This is a genomic window from Halomonas eurihalina, assembly GCF_008274785.1.
In the GTDB taxonomy this organism is placed as follows: Bacteria; Pseudomonadota; Gammaproteobacteria; order Pseudomonadales; family Halomonadaceae; genus Halomonas; species Halomonas eurihalina.
Genome location: NZ_VTPU01000008.1, coordinates 72220 through 96962, shown reverse-complemented (window position 1 = coordinate 96962; position 24743 = coordinate 72220). Strand labels below are relative to the sequence as shown.

Here is a 24743-nt window from a genome sequence, read left to right as displayed (position 1 = left end):
ACGGATGACATGACCCAGCCCGACCCCACGATTCAGGACGAGGCGGCGCGCCTGCGTGCCGAACTCGATGATGCCAATCATCGTTACTATGTGCTCGACGAACCCCGCATGACCGATGCCGACTATGACCGCAAGCTGCGTCGGTTGCAGGAAATCGAGGCCGAGCATCCCGAACTCGTCAGGTCCGACTCGCCCACCCAGCGGGTCGGTGCCGCTCCCGCCGAGGGGTTTCCGGAGATCGAGCACGCCGTGCCGATGTTGTCACTGGACAATGCCTTCGACGAGGAGGAGCTGGCCGCCTTCGTCAAGCGCGTTGCCGACCGCCTCGAGGTCGATGGTGAATCGCTTGCCTTATGCTGCGAGCCCAAGCTGGATGGCGCGGCGGTGTCCCTGGTCTATGAGCGAGGCGAGCTTGTCGCCGGTGTGACCCGCGGCGATGGCCGTACCGGCGAAGGCATCACCTCGAATCTCAGGACGCTGAAGTCGATCCCGCTGAAGCTGCGTGGCCGGCACTGGCCGGACGTGCTGGAAGTGCGCGGCGAGGTGACCATGCGCCATGCCGATTTCGAGGCCATGAACGACAAGGCCCGGGAAGAGGGCGGCAAGGTGTTTGCCAACCCGCGCAATGCCGCCGCCGGCAGCCTGCGTCAGCTCGATCCGCGTATCACCGACCAGCGTCCGCTGGAGTTCAGCGCTTATCAGGCGGCGCGCATCGAGCCGGATGCCGGAGACGCCAGCCATAGTGCCCTGATGGCTCGACTGGGCGAATTCGGGTTTCGCACCAGCACCGAGCTCCGGGTCGTGCATGGGCCCGAAGGTGTGATCGAGTACTGCCGGACGCTCGGCGAGAAGCGCGATTCCCTCGGCTACGATATCGACGGCGCGGTGATCAAGGTCGATGATCTGCGCCTGCAGCGCGAACTGGGCTTCGTGGCCCGGGCGCCGCGTTGGGCCATCGCCTTCAAGTTTCCCGCCCAGGAGCAGGTGACGCGCCTCAACGACGTGGAATTCCAGGTCGGTCGCACCGGCGCCATCACGCCGGTGGCGCGGCTCGAGCCGGTCTCGGTAGCCGGGGTCACGGTTTCCAACGCCACCCTGCACAATGCCGACGAGATCGCCCGGTTGGGCGTCATGATCGGTGATACGGTGGCGATTCGGCGCGCCGGCGATGTGATTCCCCAGGTGGTGCGCGTACAGGAGGAGGACCGGCCCGGTGATGCCCGGGAGATCGTCTTCCCCGAGCGTTGTCCGGTCTGCGACTCTCAGATCGAGCGGCTCGAGGACGAGGCCGTGGCGCGCTGTTCCGGCGGCCTGTACTGCGCCGCGCAGCGCAAGGAAGCCCTCAAGCACTTCGCCAGCCGGCGTGCCCTGGACGTCGAGGGGCTGGGCGAAAAGCTGATCGACCAGCTCGTCGAACTCGACTGGGTACAGACACCGGCCGACCTGTTCGCCCTCGAGGCGGAGCGTCTCGCCACGCTGCCGCGCATGGGCGAGAAATCCTCGCAGAACCTGGTGGCGGCCCTGGAGAAGGCCAAGGCGACGACGCTGCCACGTTTCATCTTCGCGCTGGGGATCCGCGAAGTGGGCGAAGCCACCGCCGCCAATCTGGCGCGTCACTTCGGCACCCTGGAAGCACTGATGGATGCCGAGCGCGATGCCCTGGAGCAGGTGGACGATGTCGGTCCCATCGTGGCCGCCCATGTGCATACCTTCTTCCGCCAGCCGCACAACCGCGACACCATCGCGGCACTGCGCCGGGCCGGCGTGCACTGGGAAGAAGCCGAGGTCGAGATCGGCCCGACCCCGCTCGAAGGGCAGAGCTGGGTGTTGACCGGCACCATGGAAAGCATGACCCGGGACGAGGGCAAGGCCCGTCTCCAGGCGCTGGGCGCCAAGGTGGCCGGCAGCGTGTCGAAGAAAACCGCCTGCCTGGTGGCCGGGGAGGCCGCCGGCAGCAAACTGACTAAGGCCGAACAACTCGGCGTGGAAGTCATCGACGAGGCGACCTTCCTCGAACGCCTGGAAGCCTGGGAGAAAGGAGACGCACAGGATGGGTGAGCGTTTCATCGAAGTACCGTACCGGATGCTGCCGGCGGAGACCCTGGATGCTCTGCTGGAGGCCTTCGTGACCCGTCAGGGATACGATACCAGCGACACCGAGCAGGGCATGACCGGCTGGACGGCGCAGCTCAAGAGACAGTTGGAGAACGGCGAGCTGTTGATCGCCCACGACCTTGAGACCGAGACCACCGAGGTCATGACGCTGGCGCAGTGGCGCGCCTTCGGCCGCGACCTCGCCGACGACGAGGAAGAAGGGTAGGCTGCGCTACGAGCTGGGTGCCGGGGATAAGGTGAAGCGAGGGTCATCCGCCATGAATGGCGGATGTAGCGCCCAGGGAAGGGTTCACAGCGCCCTCGCGAAGACTTGCCGATTGGGTATGAAGGGGACTCTTGAGCAGCGCTTCCTCAAACCAGCAGCGGTACGGCGATACTCGAGATCAGCAGGATCAAGGCGCCGCCGAGCCGCGACGAGATCTGCGCGAAGGGCATCAGCGACATGCGACGTGCCGCGGAGAGCACCGCGACGTCGCCGGTACCGCCCATGTTGGCCATGCACAGCCCGGCAGTGATCGCCGATTCGATCGGGTAGAAGCCGACCAGCTTGCCGACCAGGCCAGCGCCGAAGGCCGCCCCGGCGACCACCGCGAAGACGATCAGCACATAGGTCAGCGAGATGGCGTCGATCACCTGGCCGAGGTCGGTATAGGCGATGCCGATACCGAACAGCAGGGCGAAGGTCCAGTTGCGGGCGACGAACTGGAACCATTGGGCGGCCGAGTCGTTGATCGAGTCCGGTACCACGTCGAGGATCTTGAGCACGGCGACCAGCACGATCATCAGTGCATAAGGATGCAGCGGGATGACCAGGCCCAGCAGCTGGCCGGCGGTGAACAGCGTCAGGGCCGCCACCACGCCGACGCCCAACTTGCCCAGCTCGGGTGTGCTCTGGTGTTCCTCGACCTCGACGCCAGGCATCATCTGGCCATCACCGGTCAAGCCGGGGAAGCGCTTGCCAAGGCCGTTGAGCAGTCCGGCGACGATGATGGCGAAGACGTTGCCCAGCGCCAGTGCCGGCACCAGGATCGAGATGTAGTAGCTGGCCGGCTGACCCAGCAGTTGTTCGTAGATCTGACTCATCGGCACCGCGCCGGCCCCCATGCCGCCGCCGAGGATCGGCAGGGTGATGACCACCACGGCATCCTGGGCGGAAAAACCCAGCAGCGCGCCGACCGCCATGGCAAACAAGGCGGCGCCCAGTACCGCGCAGAGCAGCGGCAGTGCGTAGCGCGCGCCGACCTTGACCAGCACTCTGGAATCCATGCCCAGGATACTGCCGGTGATCAGCGCGGCAATATAGAAGTTGAGAAAGCCACCGGCCTTCATGAAGTCGGTGACGTTGTCGACCACCGGGGCGGGCAGCCAGCCGAGGTAGACCAGGCTGGCGGCACCGAAGATTGCCAGGATGGCGCCGCCGCCCAGATAGGTCTTGAGGATCGGCAGACGGTCGCCGATGAAGCCGAGACATTCGCCGAGCAGCATCATCACCAGCAGGGCGCCGATCATGCCGGTGGGTAGGCTGTCTGTGGCGATGGCCGCGACCATGACCGCCAGGGCCAGGGTGAAGATGGGCAACGGCATGCCGAAGATGCGCTGAGCGAGCCAGGCATGCGACGTCGCGGTGTGCGGCGCGGCCTGCTCCGTCAGGGACTGACTCATGGGATTCTCCTTGGGGCGGGTCATCTCGTGCGAGATGACGGTGAGCGGACGGTCTGTCTTGGCCGTCGACGGCTGATGGCTGGCGACGAGGATAGGCCTCTCACGCACCGCGCCAAGATTGGGGAAGTTGTTAAAGCGTTTTGAAAATATTGAAAGTCATGGCGCGCTTGACGGCATAGCGGCAGGGTGCCTGGAATGCCACCAAGGTCGAATGTCGCCCTGTCATGTCCTGCTGTCCGGAGCCGATTCCATGCCACGCCCCCACCTGCGTTTGAACAGCCTGATCTTCCTGTTGGTGGCGGTGATGGTGATCCTCTCGCTGGGCCTGGCGTTGTGGCTGTTCACCGCCCAGTTGGATGAAGCGCTCGAGCAGTCGCAGGCGAGGCGTGTCACCGACCTGGCCCAGACCCTGGCCGACGAACCTGGAGTGCGTGCGGCGCTGCTCGAACGACGCCGGCAGCCGGCCGACGCTACGGGGGACGCTGCTCTCCAGTTGCGTATCGACGGGCTGCGGCAACGTCTGGGTGTCGATTTCATGGTGGTCATGGACGACCGTTCGACGCGTCTGACTCACCCGGAGCCGTCACGCATCGGTCACCACTTCCGCGGTGGCGACGAAGGCCGGGCGCTGGCCGGCGAGGTCTATCACTCGCGGGCGGAGGGTACCCTGGGCACCAGCATCCGTGGCTTCGCGCCGGTGCGCGATGATCAGGGCAGAGTGATCGGCGCGGTGGCGGTGGGAGTGACGCTCGAGTCCCTGGGGGCGCTGCTCGCCGATAACCGTCGTGACGTGATGGTCGGTGTGCTTCTGCTGATGGTCGTCGGTGCCTTGGGCGCACGCTGGCTAGCACGTTACATCAAGCGCGTGCTGCTGGGGCTCGAGCCCTATCAGATCACACGCTTGGTGGAGGAGCGCCAGGCCATGCTGGCCTCGGTGCATGAGGGGATCCTGGCGGTAGATCGCGAAGCGCGCATCACTCTGGCCAACCCGACCGCCCGGCAACTGCTGGTCGGTGCCGGTCTGAGGCCGCCGCCCCTGGGCGAGGCGGTGGCCGACTATCTGCCGCACAGCGGCTTGCCCGAAGTGCTCGCCGGCGATGGCGAGAAGCTCGACCGGGAACTCGACCTCAACGGCCAGGTGGTACTCGCCAACCGCCTGCCGATCCATCATCGTGGGCAAGTGATCGGCGCCATCGCCACCTTTCGCGACAAGAGCGAGGTCAATGCCCTGGCCGAGCAGTTGACCGGCGTCAGCCGCTATGCGGAGGCCCTGCGTGCTACCACCCATGAGTTCAAGAATCAGCGCCACGTCATGCTGGGGCTGGCGCAGATGGGAGATCTCGACAGCCTGCGCGGCTATCTGGGAGAACTGGTCGACCATCACGTCACGCCTGGAACGGCCCTGGTCTCGGGCATCGAGGATCCGGTGCTGGCAGGCTTTCTGCTCGGCAAGCGCAGTGAGGCCCGAGAGCGCGACCTGCACCTCGAGGTGTTGCTCGAGTCGAGCCTGCCCACGCCGGCCGAATCGGCATCGGCGCATACGTTGGTCACGGTGCTGGGCAATCTGCTGGAGAATGCTTTCGATGCCGTCGAGGGCCGAGACGAACGGTGCGTGACGTTGACGCTGAGCTGGGACGAAGACCTGCTCGGCGTGCACGTTCAGGACACCGGTGGCGGCATCGCGCCCCGGGTCCGCGAGCGACTGTTCGAGCCGGGCGTCTCGACCAAGGGCGCGCGACGCGGTCTGGGGCTGGGTGCGGTGCGTGAACGGGTCGAGGCATGTGGTGGCAGCCTGGTGGTCTACAGCGAGGCGGGCCGGGGCACCTTGTTCGAAGTCGAGCTGCCTTATCCGGTGGTTTCGCAACGCGGTGAAGGAGACGCATGATGCGCGTGTTGATCGTCGAGGATGACCCCATGGTCATGCGCCTCAATGTCGAGTACCTCAATCGACTGGACGACATGCGGCTGGTCGCCCAATGCGACGGCGTGGCGGCAGCACTCGATGTGCTCGAGCGCGAGGCGGTCGACCTGGTGCTGCTCGATGTCTATCTGCGCAACCGCAGCGGCCTCGAGGTCGTCCGGTATCTACAACGCAACGGACGCGATGTCGAGGTGGTGCTGATCACCGCCGCCGCCGAGACCGCAACGGTGCGCACCGCACGACGTCTGGGTGTCAGCGACTACCTGGTCAAACCGTTCACCTTCGAGCGCTTCCGCGATGCCTTGCTGGCCTGCCGGCAGGCGCGCGATGCCCTGGCCGAGCTGCCGGGCGAGGTGGCGCAGCAGGATATCGATCGCCTGTTCCAGCCGGCTCAGCCTCCCGCGCCGCGCCGGGCGGGCGATCTGCCCAAGGGGCTGACCGTGCCGACCCTGGCGAGAGTGGCGAGTGCGATCCTGGCGCTCGACGACGACGCCTTTACCACTGAGGCTTTGCTGCCGGCCACTGGTATGTCGCGGGTCTCGGTGCGCAAGTACCTCAAGTACCTGACCGACATCGAGCTGCTCGACGAATCTTTCCACTACGGTCAGGTGGGGCGGCCCTCCTTTACTTATCGATGTCTGGATCGGCGTATGCTGGGGAGCCTGACTGACGCCTAGAATCGGCCGCGCTCAGCCGCCGCGAATCAGCTCGCGGATCAGGCGTCGCCCCAGGTGCAGGTGGTCGACCAGCGGCGCTTCCAGGGGCATCGGTTCGTCGCAGATGCGCGAGGCGATGACCTCGGCGCATAACGGTGCGCTGGCCAGCCCTCGGGAACCATGGGCGGCGCTGATCCATAACCCTGGATGATGCTGTCCGGCAAGGTCGGGAATCCGGGTGGCGTCCTTGGCCAGCAGTGCATAGGCCTCGCGCCAGGCGGCGGCGTCCGGGACGGGACCGGCGTAGGGTGTCTTGTCCGGACTCGCCGCGCGCACCGCAGCGCGCCCGTCGAATGCCGCCGTGTCGAGCGGTGCTCCCGCCCCTTCCAAGGCCGCGGCATAGCCGGGGAGGGTGCGGGTCAGTTCGTCGCGGTTGGCCTGGTGGTCGGCATCGCTCACTCGGGTATCCGACTCGTTGGGACGGAAAGTGGCGCCAAAGGTCAGTTGGCCGTCCCGGGGCGGCGCCACATAGCCGCCCGCGCAGATCACCCGGCTCGGTGCAGGGGCGTTCTCGGGCAGTGTCAGGCTCGAGACCTGGCCGCGCACCGGCTGGAGCGGCAGGTCGGCGGTCTGGGCGAAACGGTTGGCCAGGCTCGCCGTGGCGATCACCACCTGGTCGGCATCGAGTTCGCTCGGCCCTTGGTCGGTCGTCATCGACAGCCGCCATCCCTCGGGCGTAGCGGTGATGTCGTCGATCTCGGCACGCTGGAACGTCACGCCGGGCGTGGCGGCGAGTCGTCGACACAGCTCGTTCGGCCGGACCCAGCCGGCAAGCGGATACTCGAGGCCGCCGTTTTCGATCGGGATGCCGGCGAGCTGGCTGGCCTGCTCCGAGGACACGCCGCGCACCACGCTGTCTGGCAGCGGATGGTTGGCGAGGAAGGAGGCCTGGCGCTTCGCCTCGCGTGGGGTGGTGGCAAGCTGCAGTACGCCGCAGGGTTGCCACAGGCTGCCCTCGGGATCGAGTGCATCGAGCCAGCGTCGGCTGTGCAGCAGGCCGGCCAGGTAGCAGCGGCTCTGGTCGTTGGTCTCGGCGGCGAGCTTGACGTAGAGCACGCCCTGGCGATTGCCGGAGGCTCCGGCACCGGGGCCTTCGCGGTCGATCAGCGTCACCGCCACGCCGCGCCGGGCCAGGGCGGCGGCCACGCTGGTGCCGGCGATACCGCCGCCGATGACCGCCACTCGCCGCCTCGGGCAAGGGGCGGGCGGTGTGAACCAGGGCGTGGCACGACGACGTTCGTCCGCCGGAGGCGTGGCGATCTCACCGGCGAGCATCTCGCGCTTGCGACCGAAGCCGGGCACCTTGCGCCAGGCGAAACCGGCGGCCTTGAGGCCGCGCTTGACCACTCCGGCACAGGTGAAGGTGGCGAAGGTGGCACCGGGTCGCGAACGCGCCGCCATGGCGGCGAACAGCTCTGGCTGCCACATGTCGGGATTGCGGGCCGGGGCGAAGCCGTCCAGGAACCAGGCATCGACACGGCCGTCGAGCCATCGCAGGCGCTCGGCCGTATCGCCGAAGTGCAGGTCCAGGGTCACACGCGCGTCGAGCCACAGGCGGTGCACGCCGCTGACCGGCTCGGGCCACTGGGCCAGCAGCACCGCCGCGCGGTCGGCAAGGTCGGGCCAGGCGGCCAGTGCCCTGGCCAGGTCCCGGCGGTCGAGCGGGTAGAGCTCGGTGGAGACCAGGTGCAGCCTGGCGCGGGCGGGTGCATGGGCATCGAAACAGGCCCAGGCACACAGCATGTTCAGCCCGGTGCCGAAGCCGGTCTCGCCGATGACGAAGGGACGGCCCTCCGGCCAGTCCTGGAAGCGTTCTGGCAGGCGGTTGGCCGCGAGGAAGACGTGCTCGGTCTCGGCACGGCCATCATGGCGCGAGAAATAGACATCGTCGAATTCGCTCGAGTGCGGCGTATCCTCCCCGCCGTCGTCGGGTCGCCAGTCGAGGTGGGCCCGGGTCAGGCCGGCGAGCGGCGGCAACGGATCGTGGGGGGAGGGCAAGACGTGACTCCGCGACAGTTGGTCAAAGTTTGATCGATGTCGTCATGGCGGCATGATGACTGGGCCGGGGGAATGCGTCCGCGGCGTTTCAACAATGTTATCCACAGTAGTTGTGGGAAACCCGCAGTGGATAACTCAAGGTGACGCCGGGATCAGGGCAGCACCCGCTTGAAGGGCTTCACGGTCACCTTGGCGTAGACGCCGGCAATGACGAAGGGGTCGGCATCGGCCCAGGCCTGCGCGCTTTCCAGGTCGTCGAACTCGGCGACCACCAGGCTGCCGCTGAAGCCCGCATCGCCCGGCGATTCGCTGTCGATGGCGGGATGCGGGCCGGCCAGGACCAGGCGGCCCTCGTCGCGCAGCGTCTCGAGACGAGCCAGGTGGTCGGGGCGCGCGGTCAAGCGCCGTTCCAGGCTGTTGTTCACATCTTCGCTGATGATGGCGTAGAGCATCACGGATAGTCCTCGGTGAAGCGGCTTGCACCGCGTGAACGAGAGGGCTCGGCATTGACCCTCATGGGCCGCGCGAGCACCATGGACGTTATTCTGACAAAGACACTTGCCGGCGTCATGCCAATGAATGCACTTCCCGAGCGTTTCGAGGGCGAAGCGCTCTCCATCGATCTTCACATGCACTCCACCGCGTCCGACGGGGCCCTGTCGCCCGAGGCGCTGGTCGAGGCATGCGCGTCCCGTGGGCTGACCCATATGGCGCTGACCGACCATGATACCGTTGCCGGTGTCGAGCGGGCGAGCGCTGTCGGCGAGAGTCACGGCGTGGTGGTGCTGCCCGGCACCGAGCTGTCCTGCCAATGGCGAGGCCTCAACATCCATGTGGTGGGGTTGTTGCCGTCGGGTGCTCGGGGCGAGTTGGTCGCGGGGCTGGAGCACCAGGCCGAGGCGCGTGAGCGCCGTGCCGTGCAGATCGCCGCGCGCATGGAGCGGGTCGGCCTGGAAAACGCCCTCGAGCGGGCCCGGGAACAGGCGGGCTCGGACCGCCCCCTGGGGCGCCCGGACTTCGCCCGAGCCTTGGTAGCAGCGGAGCTGGTCCCGGATATGGCCACTGCCTTTCGACGCCATCTGGGCAACGGCAAGGCGGGGGACATCAAGGCCCATTGGCCTGCGCTTTCCACGGTCGTGGCCTGGGTGCTCGATGCCGGCGGCGTGGCAGCACTGGCGCATCCGCTGCGTTACGGCCTGACACGCCGCAAGCGAGGGCAACTGCTCGACGACTTTCATGCCGCCGGGGGCCAGGCCGTCGAGCTGGTCAGCGGCTTCCAGAATCCTGATGCCACGCGTGACCTGGCGCGCCAGCTGGACGAACGGGGGCTGCTGGCCTCGCTCGGCAGCGACTTCCACTTCCCCGGAGGGCATCTGGCCCCGGGCAGCATGACACCGGTGCCGCGCACGGCGGTGGCGCCGGTCTGGACTCATTCTCGTCTCGCGGCCACGTTCGGCCTTCCCATGCCGGCGGCTTGAGCCGCTGAACGTCCTCGATAACATGACTCGACAATATGAACAGGGAGCGCCCATGAGCCAGTTCTTCCAGATTCATCCGGAAAATCCCCAGAAGCGACTCATCGATCAGGCGGTCCGTATCATCCGCGATGGTGGTGTGATCGCCTATCCCACCGATTCGGGTTATGCCCTGGGCTGCCATCTCGGTGACAAGAAGGCCATCGAGCGCATCAAGTGGTTGCGCTCCCTCGATGACAAGCACAACTTCACCCTGGTGTGTTCGGACCTGTCCGAGATCGGCGCCTACGCCAAGGTGGACAACGCCGTCTTTCGCCTGCTCAAGGCACATACGCCCGGCGCCTATACCTTTATCCTCCAGGCTACCAGCGAGGTGCCGCGGCTGTTGCTGCATCCCAAGCGTCGTTCCATCGGTGTGCGGGTGCCGGACCATCCGATTCCCCGGGCGCTGCTCGCCGAGCTGGGCGAACCCTTGATGAGCGTGACGTTGATCCCGGTGGGGGAAGAACAGCCGATGACCGATGCCGAGGAAATCCGCGAGCGCTTCGGTGCGCACCTGGATCTGGTCGTCGATGGCGGCGCCTGTCACCTGGAGCCGACCAGCGTCATCGATCTGCGCGAACTTCCGCCGCAGATCGTCCGCGAGGGACGCGGGGATATCGCGCCCTTCCAGGAGTAACTGTCGAAAAGCGCCCCGCTGCGGCGTAACGCCTCTCCCTTGGTCCGGCCGCGTGCCGGGCCTTCATGACGCTCGACGCGGCGTGCCACCCCGTTTCCTGAAGCGCAGCACGATCAAGCCGATCCCGACGATCACCAGGCCGCCCCCGATCAGCTTGTGGGGGCCCAGCGAGTCGCCGAGCAGCAAGACGCCGAGCCCCACTGCCAGTACCGGAACCAGCAGCGTCAACGGCACCACGCGATTGACGGGGTGACGGCGCAGCAGGCCATACCAGGCGCCGTAGGCGACGATCGAGGACATCACCGCCGTGTAGAAGACAGCCCCCCAGCCGATCCAGCCGGCGTCACCGAGCGCTGCCAACTGGTCCCGTTCGAGCCACCATGAACCCAGCGCGACCTGGGGGATGGCGAACAGGGCCACCCAGCCGGCCAGTGCCAGGGGCGGCACATTGGGACCGCGCTTGATCAGCAACTGCGAGATGGCCCAGCCGAGAGCACTGGTGAGCAGCAGGGCGGTAGGCAGCGGGGCGGGCAATGTCGGGCCGCCGGCCAGCACCATGACGCCGGCGAAGGAGAGGATCAGGCCCGTCAGGCGGCGGAACCCCAGGCGCTCCTTGAGCACGATCACCGCCAGCAGGGTGGCGAAGGGCGTACCCATCTGCACCAGCAGGGCGCCGGTTCCCGCCTCGGCCTGATCGAGGCCGATGAACAACAGGGCGAAATGCAGCGTGCCGAAGGTCAGCGACAGCAAGACCAGAAAGGGCAATTGGTGGCGGGCGACCGGATGAAAGGGCACGAGCAGCAGGGCTACCAGGGAAAAGCGCAGCGTGGTCAGCAGCAGGGGGGGTATGTCGGCCACGCCGACCTTGATGACGATGACGTTCAGCGCCCAGATGATGATGACACCCAGGCCGATGGACAGGTCGCGTAGTGGCACGAGGCTTCCTCGGTCGATGGCGAGCAGGAAATCGCCAGCATAGCAGACGAGGTAGGGTGCCTGGGCAGGCAGGCGCGGGAAGAGCCGCTCGACTCTCCCCGCAAGTCCTGGGGGCTTGGATTTTGCTAGAAAGTCCAGCGAACCATGGCCTGTGGAAAGGACTCGTCGGTGTCCTCCAGGCCGAACTTGTTTTCCCAGTGCTGGTATTCCATGCCGATGCCGAGATGCTCGGTGGCGTGCCAGACCAGTTGCGGCTGGGTCAGCAACTGGGCTTCCAGGTCGCCTTCCTCGGTGATGTAGTCGATGAAGCCCTCGAAGCTGAAGTTGGCATCTCCCAGCGTGAAAGGCAGGTTCCACGCCGCCGTGTATTGCTCGGAACTGCCTCGGGCCGCGCTGCTCTCGTCGTTGCGATACATGGCAAAGAGCTTGAAGAACTGGAAGCCCGGTATCTGCAGGTCGGCGGACAGGCCGGCCATGTGAGTGGTCTTGCGTACCGAGGAGTTGCGATCGATGTCCAACTGCCCGGTGACGTAGAAGTCGCTGACCGGCCCGATGGACAGGTCGCGGCCACTGAGCTTGCCGATGTTACCGCGCAGGTTCCACTCGGCGTGCACGCTGCCATAGTCGTCCTCGCCCTCGCTGCCGTGATCCAGGTTGGTGACATCGACGAAGAAGAAGCTGTCGCCATAGGTCCAGCCCGTGGCGTTGGCCAGGGTCAGGATGGCGTGTTCCTCGTTGTCGATGGGAAAACCGGCCCCGGCCTGACTCTCGTAATCCCAGCCATACAACGCTTCTACCTTGGTGGTGCTGTATTGGGCGGCATTGGCGCCCTGGGCCAGGCACATCGAAGCGGCGGCGGTGGCCAGGACGAGTCGTGTCTTGTTGAGCATCATGAATCTCCGCTGTTCATTGGATGTTGTCGTTGGAGCGGGTCGATGCCTCGAGCGGCCCTGCCGAGAAGGGATCCCGGCACTGTTGGTGGCAGGCGTGCCACGCTGGGGGAGCACAGGGACGCTGTCGAAGCTTGTTATTGTGTCATTACTTGTAGACAAGTGGATGTCACACTGTCTGTCAGTGCTTGTATACAGTTATAAAATCTATGGCGTCCACCGGCAATATTTTTTGTGTACAAAGATGTCTGCCGCGTGTCAGCTGGCTTCGCTGGGTGCCGTCCCTCCTTGTGGGGAACGGTGTCTTGCAGGCATATTTAAAAGTTGTGAAAAACAAAGCCCTCTGGAATCTGGAGAAGACGGAGCCGGCCCGACAATCAATAACCGCAACGCGGATACCAAGGACACGTCATGCCAACGACCCGCCCCCTTTCACGATTCGCCGCCACTCTGGCTGGCGCCGCCCTCCTGACCTCGGCCTTGACCGCCCAGGCCCGGGAGCTTTCCGTTTCCACCGTGTTGTCCGATGCCTTCCCCTGGGGACAGGCCGCGCAAAAATGGGCCGAGCTGGTGGAAGAACGCTCCGACGGCGAGCTGACGCTGCGCGTCTATCCCAATGCCCAACTGGTCAGCGGCGACCAGACCCAAGAGTTCTCTGCCATGCGCTCCGGGTTGATCGACCTGGCGGTCGGCTCGACCATCAACTGGTCGCCCCAGGTGCCGGCGCTCAACCTGTTCTCGTTGCCCTTCCTGCTGCCCGATGAAGAGGCCGTTGATGCGGTGACCGGCGGTGAGGCCGGTGAGATGATCTTCTCCGCCATCGAGGAAAAGGGCGTGATACCGCTCGCCTGGGGCGAGAATGGCTTCCGCCAGCTTTCCAACTCGAGTGGCGCCATCGATGAGCCGGCCGACCTCGAGGGGCTCAAGATCCGTGTGGTGGGCTCGCCGCTGTTCCAGGACACCTTCACCGCCCTGGGGGCTAATCCGACCCAGATGAGCTGGGCCGATGCCAAGCCGGCATTGACCACTGGTGCCGTGGATGGCCAGGAGAATCCCCTGTCGGTGTTCGATGTGGCGCGCATCGATCAGGTGGGGCAGACGCACCTGACCCTGTGGAACTACATGAACGACCCGCTGGTGTTCGCCGCCAACCGCCAGGTGTGGGGTTCGCTCTCCGAGTCGCAGCGCGAGATGCTGCGCGAAACGGCCGTCGAGGCTGGAGCCTGGGAGATCGCCATGACGCGTGAGGAAGAGGCCGCGCGGCTGGAGGCGATCCGCGAGCGCGGGGTGAATGTCACCGAGCTTTCCGAGGCGCAGCACCAGGCCTTCGTCGAGGCCACCGAGAGCGTCCATGACAAGTGGCTGCCGCGTATCGGCGAGGAGATCGTGGAGGCGGCCCGCCGCGATATCGACGCGCCCGAATGATGCGCTGAATGCGCCCGGTCATCGCGCCGGGCGCCACCGCTTACTCGCCAAGAACCCTTGTCATGAAACGTCCTGATGCAAGACTCGAGCGTGTGCTCGCGACCCTGGCCATTCTGATCATTGGTCTGATCAGCCTGGCCAATGTGGTGGTGCGTTATGTCACCGACGTCTCCTTCGCCTTTACCGAGGAGTTTTCGGTCTTCCTGCTGGTGCTGTTGACCTTCGCCGGCGCCTCGGTGGCCCTGCGTCGCCATCGCCATATTCGCATCGGCCTGCTGGAGCGGGCCTTGCCGCCCGCGGCGCGGCGTGTCCTGATCCTTTTCCAGGGGCTCTGCGGTCTCGTCGTGCTGGGGCTGATCGCCTGGTTCGGTGCCAGGTTGGCCTGGCAGGAGTATCAGTGGGAGACGCTCTCGCCGGGGCTCGGGCTGCCCCAGTGGTGGTATCTGGTCTGGTTGCCGCTGCTGGCCGTGCTGATGCTGTGGCGGCAGTGCCAGCAGACTCTCGAGCGCCTGCGCGGAGGGCTCGACGATGAGTCCTGATCTCTGGATGCTGCTGGCCTTTGCCGGCCTGCTGATTGCCGGCGTGCCGGTGGCCTTCTCATTGGGCCTGTCCGGCGCGGTGGGCATCGTCGCCGGGCTTTCTCCCTCGATGCTGTCGACGCTGGGCACCAACACCTACAACAGTGTTGCCAAGTATCCCCTGATCGCCATTCCGCTATTCATTCTCACCGGGCTGATCTTCGAGCGCGCCGGGGTGGCGGCGCGTCTGGTGCGCTTCGCCCAGGCGCTGATCGGCCCACGCCACGGCGGGCTGGCGCTGGTGGCGGTGCTGGTGTGCATGATCATGGGCGGCATGAGCGGCTCGGGGCCCGCCGATGCGGCGGCCGTGGCCATGGTGATGCTGCCCAGCATGACCCGGGCCGGCTATCCGCGGCCCTTTTCGGCGACACTGATCGCCGCCTCGGCCTCCACGGCCATCCTGATTCCGCCGTCGGTGGCCTTGATCCTGTACTCCATCGTGGTGCCGGGAGTGGACCTGCGCGCGTTGTTTGCGGCCGGCCTCTTTCCGGGGGTGCTGGCCGGGGCGGCGTTGCTGGTGCCGGCCTGGTGGCTGGCGCGTCGTTATCGCTGGGAAGCGCCGGAGAATGTCGAGCGCCCGCCGCTCGCCGAGAGCTTTCGTCAGGCCATCCCGGCCCTGTTTGCACCGGTACTGATCCTGGGCGGCTTGCGCAGCGGCCTCTTCACGCCCACCGAGGCGGCGGTGGTGGCGGTCGCCTACGGCGTGGTGGTCGGCCTCTGGTTGACCCGCGAACTCGGCTGGCGCGACCTTTGGGAGCTGTTCGGCGAAGCGGCTGTGATCTCCGGGGTGGTGATGCTGATCATCGCCCTGGCCGGAATCTTCGCCTGGGCTGGCACCATGCTGGGGACCTTCCGCCACCTGGCGGAATGGGTGATCGGCCTGTCCGATAACGGCATCCTGCTGCTGGTGCTGATCATGCTGGCGGTGCTGGTGGCCGGCATGCTGCTGGACGCCATCTCGATCTACCTGATCCTGATGCCGATCCTGATACCGGTCATGCAGCATTTCGAGTGGAATCCGGTGTGGTTCGGCATCCTGCTGGCGATGAATATCGCCATCGGCCAGTTCACGCCGCCTGTGGCAGTCAATCTGATGGTGACCACCGAGGTGGCCCGCGTGCGTCTGGAACAGACCATCGGTTGGGCGATGGTCTTCGTTCTCGCCATGGCAGCGGCCCTGGCGCTGGTGGTGGTCTTCCCGGGTATTGCGCTGTGGTTGCCGAGGGTGCTCGGTTATAACGTCTAGGCTACGGGCTACGGGCTACGGGCTACGGGCTACGGGCTACGGGCTACGGGCTACGAGTCTCGGGTTGCCGCTCTTGGGGTTCGCAGCTCGTGGCTCGTTACTCGTGGCTGTTAGGCCTTGTCTGAAAAGTCGCCGACCAGGGCATCGAGCCACTGTTGATGCAGCGCGCGGCTGGCATCGTCGAACAGCACGAAGCGAACCTGGCGCACGGCCGGGCAGTCGGGCAGGGTGGCGAGCACCGTGGACAGGGCAATGCGCGCCGCTTCGGAAGCGGGGTAACCGAAAGCGCCGGTGGACAGTGCCGGGAAGGCCAGGCGTGCGATGCCATGCTGCTGGGCCAGACGCAGGGCATTGCGGTAGCCGTCGGCTAGCAGGGTGTCGGAGGGTTCGTCGACGCCGTAGACCGGCCCCAGGCAGTGGATGACATACCGGTTGGGAAGCTCGAAGGCCTCGGTGATCACCGCCTGGCCGGGCTGGATCGGTGCCAGGGGGCGGCAGGCGTCGGCGAGGGCCGGTCCGGCAGCGCGATGCAGGGCGCCCGCAACGCCGCCGCCGCTGCGCAGGGCCGCATTGGCGGCGTTGACCACAGCTTCCATGTCATCCTGACGTGCGATGTCGCCCTGACGGCATTCGATGAAGGGGGCGGGAGTCTGCATGTCGATCTCCTCGGTCGGCGCTATTCTTCATCAGTAGTCTGGGGGCAATGACGACGCAACGGCAACCGCCATGTCGGGATGAAATGTTGCGTCGTCGACCGTCAGGCATGAAAATTAACGAACGCTAAACGTTGTGGCCGACTAGACTATCACGGCAACGGCAGTCAATATGCCGCACCATGTTGCTGCGGTTTTCGCTAAAGTAGGAAGGGGCGGGCAAGCCGCCGACGATCGTCGACACGAGATCGCCGATCGAACGCTTCGACCATAACGTCACAATGAGGTGTGTTCATGAAACGCCATGTATTCTCTGCCGCCACTTTCTCCGGCGCCCTGCTCGGGGCCGCGATGTTCGCGTCGCCGGCCATGGCGCAGGAAGAAGAGCAGTTCATCACCATCGGTACCGGTGGCCAGACCGGCGTCTATTACGTGGTCGGCCAGTCGGTGTGTCGTCTGGTGAACCGTCTGGAAGACGCCAACATCAAGTGTAACGCTCCCTCCACCGGCGGTTCGGTAGCCAACATCAATGGCATCCGCAGTGGTGAGCTGAACATGGGGGTCGCCCAGTCCGACGTTCAGTACCAGGCTTACAATGGCACCGGTAACTTCGAGGATGACGCCTATGAAGACCTGCGCGCGGTGTTCCGCGTTCATGGTGAGCCGTTGACCCTGCTGGCTCGCGCCGATTCCGGCGTCGAGACCCTCGACGACCTGGAAGGCAAGCGCGTCAACATCGGCAATCCGGGGTCCGGGCAGCGCAACACCATGGAAGTGGTGATGGATGCCAAGGGCTGGACCGAGGATACCTTCTCGCTGGCCTCCGAACTGGATGCCGCCGAGATGGCCTCCGCTCTTGCCGACAACAACATCGACGTCATGGCCTATGTGGTCGGCCACCCCAACGGGGCCATTCAGGAAGCTACCACCACAGTCGACTCCAAGTTGATTCCGCTCAACGACGAGACCATCCAGGGGCTGGTGGAAGAGTATCCCTACTACTCCATGTCGACGATCCCGGGCGGGCTGTACAAGGGCAACCCGGATGACGTCGCGACCTTCGGTGTGGCGGCGACCTTCGTGTCCTCCGCCGAGACCGATCCCGATGTCGTCTACCAGACCGTCAAGGCGGTGTTCGACAACTTCGATCGCTTCAAGAAGCTGCACCCGGCCTTCGCCAACCTGGAGCCCGAGGACATGGTGTCCGAAGGGTTGTCAGCACCGCTGCACGAAGGCGCCGCGCGCTATTATCGCGAGCAAGGCTGGATCGAGTGATCAGGAGTTGAATGAGATCATGCATCTCATTGCAGGATGCGCGGCCCCTTGTCGGGGCCGCGCTTTACGTTGGCGGTGCCGGTCGGTTGCCGGCGGCGCATGGGAAGTAGAAACCGAGTCAGAGTAGGACACGCATATGACTGAGGATAACAAGAGAGGGCCGGACGCCGAGGTCGATCTCGAGGATATGGTTTCCTCGAGCGACTCGGGCGCCCGCAAGCCGGCGGGGATGCCAGGCAAGTTGCTGGTGAGCATTGCCGGGGCATGGTCGCTCTTTCAATTGTGGATCGCGTCCCCTCTGCCGTTTGTGTTGGGGTTCGGGGTCTTCAATGCCACCGAGGCGCGTTCCATCCACCTGGCCTTCGCATTGCTCCTGGCGTACATGGCCTACCCGGCGCTGAAAGGCTCGCCGCGGGATCGTATCCCCTTGATGGACTGGGGACTGGCCATCCTGGCCATGGCGGCTGCCGCCTATACCTTCGTGTTCTACGAGCAACTGTCCCAGCGGCCTGGAGCACCGATCCTGCAGGATGTGATCGTCGGGGTGATCGGCCTGCTGCTGCTGCTCGAGGCCACGCGACGGGCCCTGGGGCCGCCGTTGGCGATCATCGCCAGCATCTTCATCATCTATTCGCTGGCAGGTCCCTGGATGCCGGGGATCCTGTCGCACCGTGGCGTGAGCCTCTATGGCTTGATCAATCACCAATGGCTGACCGGCCAGGGGGTGTTCGGCATAGCGCTCGGTGTGTCGACGAGTTTCGTGTTCCTGTTCGTGCTGTTCGGCGCCTTGTTGGACAAGGCGGGTGCCGGTAATTACTTCATCAAGGTGGCCTTCTCGCTGCTGGGCCACTACAAGGGCGGCCCGGCCAAGGCAGCCGTGGTGGCTTCCGGCATGACGGGACTGATTTCCGGCTCGTCGATCGCCAATACCGTGACGACCGGTACCTTCACCATTCCGATGATGAAACGGGTCGGCTTCTCCTCGGAGAAGGCCGGTGCCGTCGAGGTGTCGTCGTCGGTCAATGGTCAGATCATGCCTCCCGTGATGGGCGCGGCGGCCTTCCTGATGGTCGAGTTCGTGGGCATCTCCTACGTCGAGGTCATCAAGCACGCCTTCCTGCCGGCGCTGATTTCCTATATTGCGCTGATCTACATCGTGCACCTCGAGGCCCTCAAGGCGAACATGCAGGGCCTGGAGAGCAGCAATCCGGCCAAGCCGCTGGTGCGCAAGGTGATCGGCTTCCTCGGCGGCCTATTGCTGATGATGGTCACGGCCATCGCGGTCTATTACGGCCTGGGCTGGCTCAAGCCGATACTCGGCGACGCCGCGCCCTGGGTGGTGTCCCTGGTTCTGGCGGCGGTCTATATCGTACTGCTCAAGCTAGGAACCGGTTATCCCGAACTCGAGCTCGACGATCCCAACGAACCGATCTACTCGCTGCCGCAGACACGGCCCACGGTGATGGTCGGCCTGCACTACATCCTGCCGGTGATCGTGCTGATCTGGTGCTTGATGGTGGAGCGCCTGTCGCCTGGGCTTTCGGCCTTCTGGGCTACTGTCTTCATGATCTTCATCATGCTGACCCAGCGCCCCATTACGGCGTTGTTCCGGCATCGAAGCAACGTCGGGACGGATATCCGCGAGGGTTTTCAGGATCTGTGGAGCGGCCTGGTGACGGGGGCTCGCAACATGATCGGCATCGGTATCGCCACGGCTACCGCCGGGATCATCGTCGGCGCCGTCTCCCAGACCGGGGTGGGCCTGGTGCTGGCCGACGTGGTCGAGATCCTGTCGATGGGCAACCTGATGCTGATCCTGCTGTTCACTGCGGTGCTCAGCCTGATCCTCGGCATGGGGCTGCCCACAACGGCCAATTATATCGTTGTGTCGGCGCTGCTGGCGCCGGTGATCGTCACTCTCGGGGAACAGAACGGCCTGCTGGTACCGCTGATCGCGGTGCATCTGTTCGTCTTCTATTTCGGCATCATGGCCGATGTCACGCCGCCGGTGGGGCTGGCCTCTTTCGCCGCGGCGGCGGTATCGGGAGGCGACCCTATTCGCACCGGCTTCCAGGCGTTCTATTACAGCCTGCGTACGGCGGCGCTGCCTTTCCTGTTCATCTTCAACACCGATCTGCTGCTGATCGATGTCTCACCGCTGCAGGGTGTGATGGTCTTCGTGGTGGCGACGCTGGCGATGCTGATCTTCGCGGCGGCGACCCAGGGCTTCATGATTGCTCGCAATCGCTGGTACGAGTCGATCCTGCTGCTGCTGGTGGCCTTCACGTTGTTCCGTCCGGGGTTCTGGATGGACATGATCCACGATCCCTATCGGGAGATACCACCGGCGCAGTTCGTCGAGGCGTTGGGTAATGTCGACGAGGACAGCACCCTGCGGTTGCAAATTCTGGGTGAGGATGACCTGGGGGATCCGTTGACGACCTACATGACCATGCCAGTGCCGAAGGGTGACAGTGGCGAGGAGCGTCTGGAGAATCTGGGGCTGGAGTTGCTTGTCGAAGACGAACGAGCGGTGGTCGATATGGTGACCTTCGGCAGCCAGGCGCAGGAACTTGGCTTTGATTTCGATCAGGAAATCATCGAGGTGTTGGCGCCAGTGGATCGCTGGGTCAAGGAGTGGATGTGGATTCCCGCCTTCCTGGTATTCGCGCTGGTAGTGTTGCTGCAGCGTCGGCGCCGGGATCGCGGCAGCAAGCCGGTATCAGCCTGAGGAGGTGAGCCATGTACAGCAAGATCCTGTTGCCGGTGGACCTTAACGCAGAGGCCTCCTGGTCCAAGGCGTTGCCCACGGCCTTGACGTTGTGCCGCAGCTTCGGTGCCTCGTTGCATGTCGTGACGGTATTGCCGGATTACCAGATGCCCCTGGTGGGAAGCTATTTCCCCTCGGGGTTCGCCGAGAAGGCCCGTGAGGCGGTCAGTGAAGCGCAGCACGAGTTCATTCGTGACAAGGTGCCGGAAGATATTCAGGTCCAGAGCGTGATCGTCGAGGGATCGCCCTGGGAGGCAATCATCAAGGCTTCCAAGAAGGTCGAAGCCGATCTGATCGTCATGGCCTCGCACACCAAGCGCAAGTTCGTCGATTATGTCCTCGGTCCCAACGCCGAGCATGTGGTGCACCACAGCAAGGTATCGGTGATGATCGTGCGCTGATCGGCCTTCGCGCCCCGGAAAGTGTCGTCTCGTCCGGGGCGCGATGTGACGAGACTGTCACTGCATGTGGCGCCTGAATCACGTAGTCTTGTCGACACGACCAGTAACCGAGATGTCCCCATGTCCCTCAGGCCCGTGCTCGCGGTGATCGTCGGTCTGGTGGCGGCCATGGGCGCCGCCGTCGAGGCAGCGCCCCTGCCGTCACCCAGCGGCGAAGTGCTCCTGACCGTTCGCGGCAATATTTCGCGTCCCAATGTCGGTGACGAGGCACGTTTCGATCGCGCCATGCTCGACCGTCTGGCATCGCGCTCCATCGTCACGACGACGCCCTGGCACCCCGGCCCGGGGCGTTTCGAGGGGCCGCTCTTCTCGGCCCTGCTGGACGCCGTGGGCGCCAACGGCAGTGAAGTGAGGGTCGTGGCCCTGAATGGTTTCGAGGCCAGCATCCCGATCAGTGACTTCGAGCGTTATGACGTCATCCTGGCCATGCGGCGCAATGGCCAGCCGATGCCGATTCGGGACTTCGGCCCCTTGTTCGTGGTGTATCCCTTCGACCAGCATCCCGAACTCAGGACCGAGGCCATTCGCTTTCGCTCGGTGTGGCAGGTGAATCGCATCTTTGTTTATTAAGTAATTGGTAAACACGCTCTGAGCCTGCCAGGAGGAGCCGGTGCTTCAGCAATACCCCCTGCGCCTCAAGCTTGGCGCCATTTCCGCTCTGGTGCTGTTCGCCGCTGCCTTGCTGGTGGTCGGGCTGGTGGCCTGGCGACAGGATAGCCTGATCTGGCGAGTGGGCGAGGATACCACCTGGCATGCCTACAAGCTGGACCGCGATGTCGTGCAGCTACGCAACTACCTGGCCTTGCATGAGCCCGATGAGGCCGCTCTTGAGGATGCCCGACTGCGTTTTGAACTGCTTTATAGCCGACTCACCCTGCTGAAGGGCGGCGATATCGCCGGTCTCATCGCATCGATCCCGCTCGCCGAGCGACTATCGGGCAAGATAGAGCGACGTCTCGAGGCACTCGATGCCATCCTGAGCGAGGCTGACACCCTGGATGGTGAGACTCTGGACAGGATGAGCCGCGAGCTGGTTGCCCTGAGCGAGTCCACCGAACGCTTGGTCGTGACCATCAATGGTCATCTGGCCGAGGCCTCGACCCGTGAGCGCGACCGCCTGAAGTGGCTGTACGGGCTGTTGCTGGTGTTGATTCTGGCAATGAGCGTGGCGGCGATGATGGTGGTGACCTTCCTGATTCGCGAATCCCGTGACAATGCCGCCGCCCGCCGCGCCCTGGAAGCGCTCAGCGACGAGCTGGAGGTTACGGCGCACCGGGCCGAGTCGGCCAGTCAGGCCAAGTCGGAGTTTCTCGCGACCGTCAGCCACGAGATTCGCACACCGCTCAACGGCGTGATCGGCATGAGCGAATTGCTGTCGGAGCACCACCTGCCGGAGGGCGCCCGGCATTACGCTGACACCATCCATGACAGTGCGCAACGCCTGCTGGAGCTGATCAACGACATTCTGGATTTCTCCAAGATCGAGGCCGGAAGGCTCGACCTGGAAACCCGGTCGTTGTCGCTCACCGAGCTGGTGAATGGCGCGTTGTCACTCTTCGCCCCCCATGCCGAAGCCAAGGGTATTCGTCTGGTGGCATGGATCGATCCGGCCCTGCCGGCCCATATCGTCAGCGATCCGGGGCGTTTGCGTCAGGTTTTGTTGAACCTGCTGTCGAACGCCATCAAGTTCACCGAGCGAGGCGAGGTGCGCGTGTCGGCATTCGTCACCGATGATGGCGAACTGGGGATGGATGTCATCGACACCGGTTGCGGCATCGACGAGCAGTGTCAGGCGCAGTTGTTCGAGCCTTTTCGGCAGGGCGACCCTTCCACCGCCCGTCGCTTCGGCGGCACGGGGCTGGGGCTGGCCATCTGCAAGCGCTTGGTGGAAGCTCTGGGAGGCCGCATCGGCATGGAGAGCCAACTGCGCGTCGGCAGTCGTTGCTGGGTTCGGCTGCCCCTGGTGCCAGGTGCTGAGGAAACGGTCACCCCGGAGGTCGACTCGCATCGCGAGGACGACAATGCCCTGAGCGGTGCCAGGCTGTTGGTGGTGGAGGACAATGCCGTCAACCAGCAGGTCGCCAGCGCCATGCTGAACAAGCTGGGGTGCCGGGTCAGCTTGGCTGGTTCCGGCCATGAAGCGCTGGAATGCGCCGAGGCGGAATGTTTCGATCTGATCTTCATGGATGTCCAGATGCCCGACATGGATGGCCTGGAGGTGACGCGTCGGCTCCGCGAGCGCGGCGGCTGGATGGCTGAAGTGCCGATCGTGGCCATGACCGCTGGCGGTCCAGGTGGCGATCATGCCCGTTGCCTGGCCGCGGGCATGAATGGCTATCTGGTCAAACCGCTATTCCAGGACGTCCTGCAGGCGATATTGCGACGTCATCTGCAGCGGGGCACAGACGAAGCGGTGACACGGACGGCGGCGGTGGGGCCGGAGACGCTGCTGGATAGCGAGGTCATCGAAGCCCTGCAGGCGAGTCTCAGTAGCGACGAGCTGGCGGCGCTGGTAGAGCGCTATCGCGGGCAGGCCCGTGAGCATCTGGCGTCGCTGAACGACGCCGTGGCGCGCGGCGATGCCGGGGAGGTCCGCCATCAGGCCCATCAGCTCAAGGGAGAGTCCGCCAGCCTGGGGGCGGTGAAGGTTGCCGATGCGGCCCTGCACCTGGAGCAGGCCGGCGAGGATGGTGCACTCGACGGAGCGTCGGCCGATGTGCAGCGGCTGGAGTACGCGCTCGAAGGCACCCTGCAGGCGCTCGATGAGCTGGACGCGTCGCTCCGGTAACGCGTCGGAGCGGCTGTGTCAGGCGCGCGCTCCCTGCCGCGGCTCGGGGGGCGCCGAGCGGCGATGCAGTGTCCGGCCGATGACCTGGTGCCCGGGGCGATAGTCGCCATTGGCCGCCGCCTCGGCGCAGGCCAGGGTGGTGGCCGCGATGCGAGCGTGGTCCTGGACCGCCGAGTCCACCGCCAGAGGCAGGAAGTCGAGCAGCCGGTTGTCGCCGAAGGTGGCCAGGCGCAGGTCGCCGGGCAGGCCGCCGTCTTCCAGCAGGACATCGAAGACCCCGTCGAGCAGGGCATAGGAGGCGGTGATCAGAACGTCGGGCAGGCCGTGCTGGTCGAGCAGCGTCCGCATCAACTCAGCGCCGGCGGCGCGATCATAGCGCTCCGCGCTATGCAGGCTGGCTTCCATGTCGTGCCGGGCCAGGGCGTCCTGAAAGCCGGCGCGACGCTCGCGGCTGATCGACAGTGCCGGCACGGCGTCGAACCAGGCGACGCGCTGGACCGGGGCATCGAGCGCCACGCGGGTAAGTTGCTCGGCGGCTTGTCGGTCATTGCTCACCACGCTGGCGAAATGCGTCGGATCCAGGCCCCGGTCCATCGCCACCACCGGTAAGCCGCTCTCCATCAGGTCCCGGTAGAAGGGGGCCTCCATCGGCAGGCAACTGGCGGTGATCAGCGCATCGCACCCCTGGGCCCTCAGGGCCAGGGCCAGTTCGCGCTCGCGCGCCATTTCGTCATCCGAACCGGCGATCAGCAGGTGATAGCCGCGTTGGCGGGCTTGTTGCTCGAGCAACTTGGCCAGGCGCGCGTAGCTGGCGTTTTCCAGGTCGGGAACGATCAGTCCGAGCAACTGGCTGGAGCCGCGGCGCAGGGCGGCGGCCTGGGCATCGACCCGGTAGTGGTAACGGCTCACCACGGCCATGACCCGGTCGACGGTATCCTGGCTGATACGGCGTTCCCGGGCCTTGCCGTTGATGACGTAGCTGGCGGTGGTGCGGGAGACCCCGGCCAAGCGTGCGATTTCTGCGAGCGTCATGGGACCTTCCGGTGCGTGGCGATCGGTGACGGCGGTGATGTCGTGCCTGCTTCCTGCCAAAGTCGTAGATGTTCAAGCTTGCCATATAGTATGAATCGATCCAGCATTGAAATCATTAAGGTG

21 protein-coding genes are annotated in these 24743 nt (G+C 65.2%); 14 read left to right on the top strand and 7 right to left on the bottom strand.

Going from position 1 to position 24743, the window contains the following annotated elements:
• Positions 1 to 9 precede the first annotated feature (9 nt).
• Both ligA and FZZ93_RS09700 read left to right on the top strand, forming a co-directional pair.
• On the top strand, positions 10 to 2058 hold the full coding sequence (gene ligA, locus FZZ93_RS09705) for an NAD-dependent DNA ligase LigA (RefSeq protein WP_149322129.1): 2049 nt from the start codon (positions 10 to 12) through the stop codon (positions 2056 to 2058).
• Positions 2051 to 2320, top strand: a complete 270-nt coding sequence (locus tag FZZ93_RS09700; protein ID WP_149322128.1) for a YheU family protein — start codon at positions 2051 to 2053, stop codon at positions 2318 to 2320. The genes ligA and FZZ93_RS09700 overlap by 8 nt, the downstream gene beginning before the upstream one ends.
• Before the next feature lie 146 nt (positions 2321 to 2466).
• On the opposite strand, the gene FZZ93_RS09695 is transcribed toward FZZ93_RS09700, so the two are convergent.
• On the bottom strand, positions 2467 to 3777 hold the full coding sequence (locus FZZ93_RS09695) for a 2-hydroxycarboxylate transporter family protein (protein ID WP_149322127.1): 1311 nt from the start codon (positions 3775 to 3777) through the stop codon (positions 2467 to 2469).
• 250 nt (positions 3778 to 4027) lie between these two features.
• Here FZZ93_RS09695 and dcuS point away from each other — a divergent pair, with 250 nt between their 5' ends.
• Complete coding sequence (gene dcuS, locus FZZ93_RS09690; RefSeq protein WP_149322126.1) at positions 4028 to 5662, top strand: DcuS/MalK family sensor histidine kinase; 1635 nt, start codon at positions 4028 to 4030, stop codon at positions 5660 to 5662.
• Positions 5659 to 6375: a response regulator gene (locus FZZ93_RS09685; RefSeq protein WP_149322125.1), complete on the top strand. Its 717-nt coding sequence runs from the start codon at positions 5659 to 5661 to the stop codon at positions 6373 to 6375. The genes dcuS and FZZ93_RS09685 overlap by 4 nt, the downstream gene beginning before the upstream one ends.
• A gap of 12 nt (positions 6376 to 6387) precedes the next feature.
• Here the strand turns inward: FZZ93_RS09685 and mnmC are convergent, their stop codons facing one another.
• Together mnmC and FZZ93_RS09675 are read right to left on the bottom strand one after the other, a co-directional pair.
• Complete coding sequence (mnmC, locus tag FZZ93_RS09680; RefSeq protein WP_149322124.1) at positions 6388 to 8412, bottom strand: bifunctional tRNA (5-methylaminomethyl-2-thiouridine)(34)-methyltransferase MnmC2/FAD-dependent 5-carboxymethylaminomethyl-2-thiouridine(34) oxidoreductase MnmC1; 2025 nt, start codon at positions 8410 to 8412, stop codon at positions 6388 to 6390.
• Positions 8413 to 8564: 152 nt separating this feature from the next.
• Positions 8565 to 8864 carry a YciI family protein gene (locus FZZ93_RS09675; RefSeq protein ID WP_149322123.1) on the bottom strand — a complete coding sequence of 100 codons (300 nt, stop codon included), beginning with the start codon at positions 8862 to 8864 and terminating at the stop codon, positions 8565 to 8567.
• Between the two features lie 123 nt (positions 8865 to 8987).
• Here FZZ93_RS09675 and FZZ93_RS09670 point away from each other — a divergent pair, with 123 nt between their 5' ends.
• Complete coding sequence (locus FZZ93_RS09670) at positions 8988 to 9890, top strand: PHP domain-containing protein (protein WP_407650232.1); 903 nt, start codon at positions 8988 to 8990, stop codon at positions 9888 to 9890.
• Between the two features lie 52 nt (positions 9891 to 9942).
• On the top strand, positions 9943 to 10566 hold the full coding sequence (locus FZZ93_RS09665; protein WP_149322122.1) for an L-threonylcarbamoyladenylate synthase: 624 nt from the start codon (positions 9943 to 9945) through the stop codon (positions 10564 to 10566).
• 63 nt (positions 10567 to 10629) lie between these two features.
• On the opposite strand, the gene FZZ93_RS09660 is transcribed toward FZZ93_RS09665, so the two are convergent.
• On the bottom strand, positions 10630 to 11502 hold the full coding sequence (locus FZZ93_RS09660) for a DMT family transporter (RefSeq protein ID WP_149322121.1): 873 nt from the start codon (positions 11500 to 11502) through the stop codon (positions 10630 to 10632).
• Positions 11503 to 11627: 125 nt separating this feature from the next.
• Positions 11628 to 12395, bottom strand: coding sequence for an outer membrane protein OmpK (locus FZZ93_RS09655; RefSeq protein WP_149322120.1), 768 nt, complete (start codon positions 12393 to 12395; stop codon positions 11628 to 11630).
• 408 nt (positions 12396 to 12803) lie between these two features.
• Here FZZ93_RS09655 and FZZ93_RS09650 point away from each other — a divergent pair, with 408 nt between their 5' ends.
• The 3 genes from FZZ93_RS09650 (at position 12804) to FZZ93_RS09640 (ending at position 15641) form a co-directional block, all read left to right on the top strand.
• Entirely contained in the window at positions 12804 to 13817 is a 1014-nt protein-coding gene (locus tag FZZ93_RS09650; protein WP_149322119.1) for a DctP family TRAP transporter solute-binding subunit, read from the top strand.
• 62 nt (positions 13818 to 13879) lie between these two features.
• On the top strand, positions 13880 to 14356 hold the full coding sequence (locus FZZ93_RS09645) for a TRAP transporter small permease (RefSeq protein WP_149322118.1): 477 nt from the start codon (positions 13880 to 13882) through the stop codon (positions 14354 to 14356).
• The gene (locus tag FZZ93_RS09640) at positions 14346 to 15641 is read left to right on the top strand and encodes a TRAP transporter large permease (RefSeq protein WP_149322117.1); all 1296 of its coding nucleotides are present in this window, start codon (positions 14346 to 14348) and stop codon (positions 15639 to 15641) included. Before FZZ93_RS09645 ends, FZZ93_RS09640 begins: the two co-directional genes overlap by 11 nt.
• A gap of 110 nt (positions 15642 to 15751) precedes the next feature.
• On the opposite strand, the gene FZZ93_RS09635 is transcribed toward FZZ93_RS09640, so the two are convergent.
• Positions 15752 to 16297, bottom strand: a complete 546-nt coding sequence (locus FZZ93_RS09635) for a macro domain-containing protein (protein WP_149322116.1) — start codon at positions 16295 to 16297, stop codon at positions 15752 to 15754.
• Positions 16298 to 16588: 291 nt separating this feature from the next.
• On the opposite strand from FZZ93_RS09635, the gene FZZ93_RS09630 reads away from it, so the two are divergent.
• The 5 genes from FZZ93_RS09630 to FZZ93_RS09610 all read left to right on the top strand — a co-directional run bounded on the left by FZZ93_RS09630 (position 16589) and on the right by FZZ93_RS09610 (position 23588).
• A complete protein-coding gene (locus tag FZZ93_RS09630; protein WP_149322115.1) occupies positions 16589 to 17569 on the top strand; it encodes a TAXI family TRAP transporter solute-binding subunit in 981 nt (326 codons plus the stop codon).
• A 136-nt stretch (positions 17570 to 17705) separates the two neighbouring features.
• Entirely contained in the window at positions 17706 to 20300 is a 2595-nt protein-coding gene (locus FZZ93_RS09625) for a TRAP transporter permease (RefSeq protein ID WP_149322114.1), read from the top strand.
• Between the two features lie 11 nt (positions 20301 to 20311).
• Positions 20312 to 20740, top strand: coding sequence for a universal stress protein (locus FZZ93_RS09620; RefSeq protein WP_149322113.1), 429 nt, complete (start codon positions 20312 to 20314; stop codon positions 20738 to 20740).
• 120 nt (positions 20741 to 20860) lie between these two features.
• Complete coding sequence (locus FZZ93_RS09615) at positions 20861 to 21370, top strand: putative pterin-binding protein (RefSeq protein WP_149322112.1); 510 nt, start codon at positions 20861 to 20863, stop codon at positions 21368 to 21370.
• A gap of 40 nt (positions 21371 to 21410) precedes the next feature.
• Positions 21411 to 23588 (top strand): ATP-binding protein, encoded by a 2178-nt coding sequence (locus FZZ93_RS09610; protein WP_149322111.1) that lies wholly within the window; start codon positions 21411 to 21413, stop codon positions 23586 to 23588.
• 18 nt (positions 23589 to 23606) lie between these two features.
• Here FZZ93_RS09610 and cra read toward each other — a convergent pair whose 3' ends face one another.
• On the bottom strand, positions 23607 to 24620 hold the full coding sequence (cra, locus tag FZZ93_RS09605; RefSeq protein ID WP_149322110.1) for a catabolite repressor/activator: 1014 nt from the start codon (positions 24618 to 24620) through the stop codon (positions 23607 to 23609).
• Positions 24621 to 24743 lie beyond the last annotated feature (123 nt).

Bases quoted from the DNA above. Each gene is read 5' to 3' on its own strand.
- FZZ93_RS09645 (WP_149322118.1), top strand. From the start codon at position 13,880: ATGAAACGTCCTGATGCAAGACTCGAGCGTGTGCTCGCGACCCTGGCC.
- ligA (WP_149322129.1), top strand. From the start codon at position 10: ATGACCCAGCCCGACCCCACGATTCAGGACGAGGCGGCGCGCCTGCGT.
- FZZ93_RS09640 (WP_149322117.1), top strand. From the start codon at position 14,346: ATGAGTCCTGATCTCTGGATGCTGCTGGCCTTTGCCGGCCTGCTGATT.
- FZZ93_RS09615 (WP_149322112.1), top strand. From the start codon at position 20,861: ATGTCCCTCAGGCCCGTGCTCGCGGTGATCGTCGGTCTGGTGGCGGCC.
- FZZ93_RS09685 (WP_149322125.1), top strand. From the start codon at position 5,659: ATGATGCGCGTGTTGATCGTCGAGGATGACCCCATGGTCATGCGCCTC.
- FZZ93_RS09695 (WP_149322127.1), bottom strand. From the start codon at position 3,777: ATGAGTCAGTCCCTGACGGAGCAGGCCGCGCCGCACACCGCGACGTCG.
- cra (WP_149322110.1), bottom strand. From the start codon at position 24,620: ATGACGCTCGCAGAAATCGCACGCTTGGCCGGGGTCTCCCGCACCACC.
- FZZ93_RS09635 (WP_149322116.1), bottom strand. From the start codon at position 16,297: ATGCAGACTCCCGCCCCCTTCATCGAATGCCGTCAGGGCGACATCGCA.
- FZZ93_RS09650 (WP_149322119.1), top strand. From the start codon at position 12,804: ATGCCAACGACCCGCCCCCTTTCACGATTCGCCGCCACTCTGGCTGGC.
- FZZ93_RS09670 (WP_407650232.1), top strand. From the start codon at position 8,988: ATGAATGCACTTCCCGAGCGTTTCGAGGGCGAAGCGCTCTCCATCGAT.
- dcuS (WP_149322126.1), top strand. From the start codon at position 4,028: ATGCCACGCCCCCACCTGCGTTTGAACAGCCTGATCTTCCTGTTGGTG.
- FZZ93_RS09655 (WP_149322120.1), bottom strand. From the start codon at position 12,395: ATGATGCTCAACAAGACACGACTCGTCCTGGCCACCGCCGCCGCTTCG.
- FZZ93_RS09665 (WP_149322122.1), top strand. From the start codon at position 9,943: ATGAGCCAGTTCTTCCAGATTCATCCGGAAAATCCCCAGAAGCGACTC.
- FZZ93_RS09625 (WP_149322114.1), top strand. From the start codon at position 17,706: ATGACTGAGGATAACAAGAGAGGGCCGGACGCCGAGGTCGATCTCGAG.
- FZZ93_RS09700 (WP_149322128.1), top strand. From the start codon at position 2,051: ATGGGTGAGCGTTTCATCGAAGTACCGTACCGGATGCTGCCGGCGGAG.
- FZZ93_RS09620 (WP_149322113.1), top strand. From the start codon at position 20,312: ATGTACAGCAAGATCCTGTTGCCGGTGGACCTTAACGCAGAGGCCTCC.
- FZZ93_RS09675 (WP_149322123.1), bottom strand. From the start codon at position 8,864: ATGCTCTACGCCATCATCAGCGAAGATGTGAACAACAGCCTGGAACGG.
- FZZ93_RS09630 (WP_149322115.1), top strand. From the start codon at position 16,589: ATGAAACGCCATGTATTCTCTGCCGCCACTTTCTCCGGCGCCCTGCTC.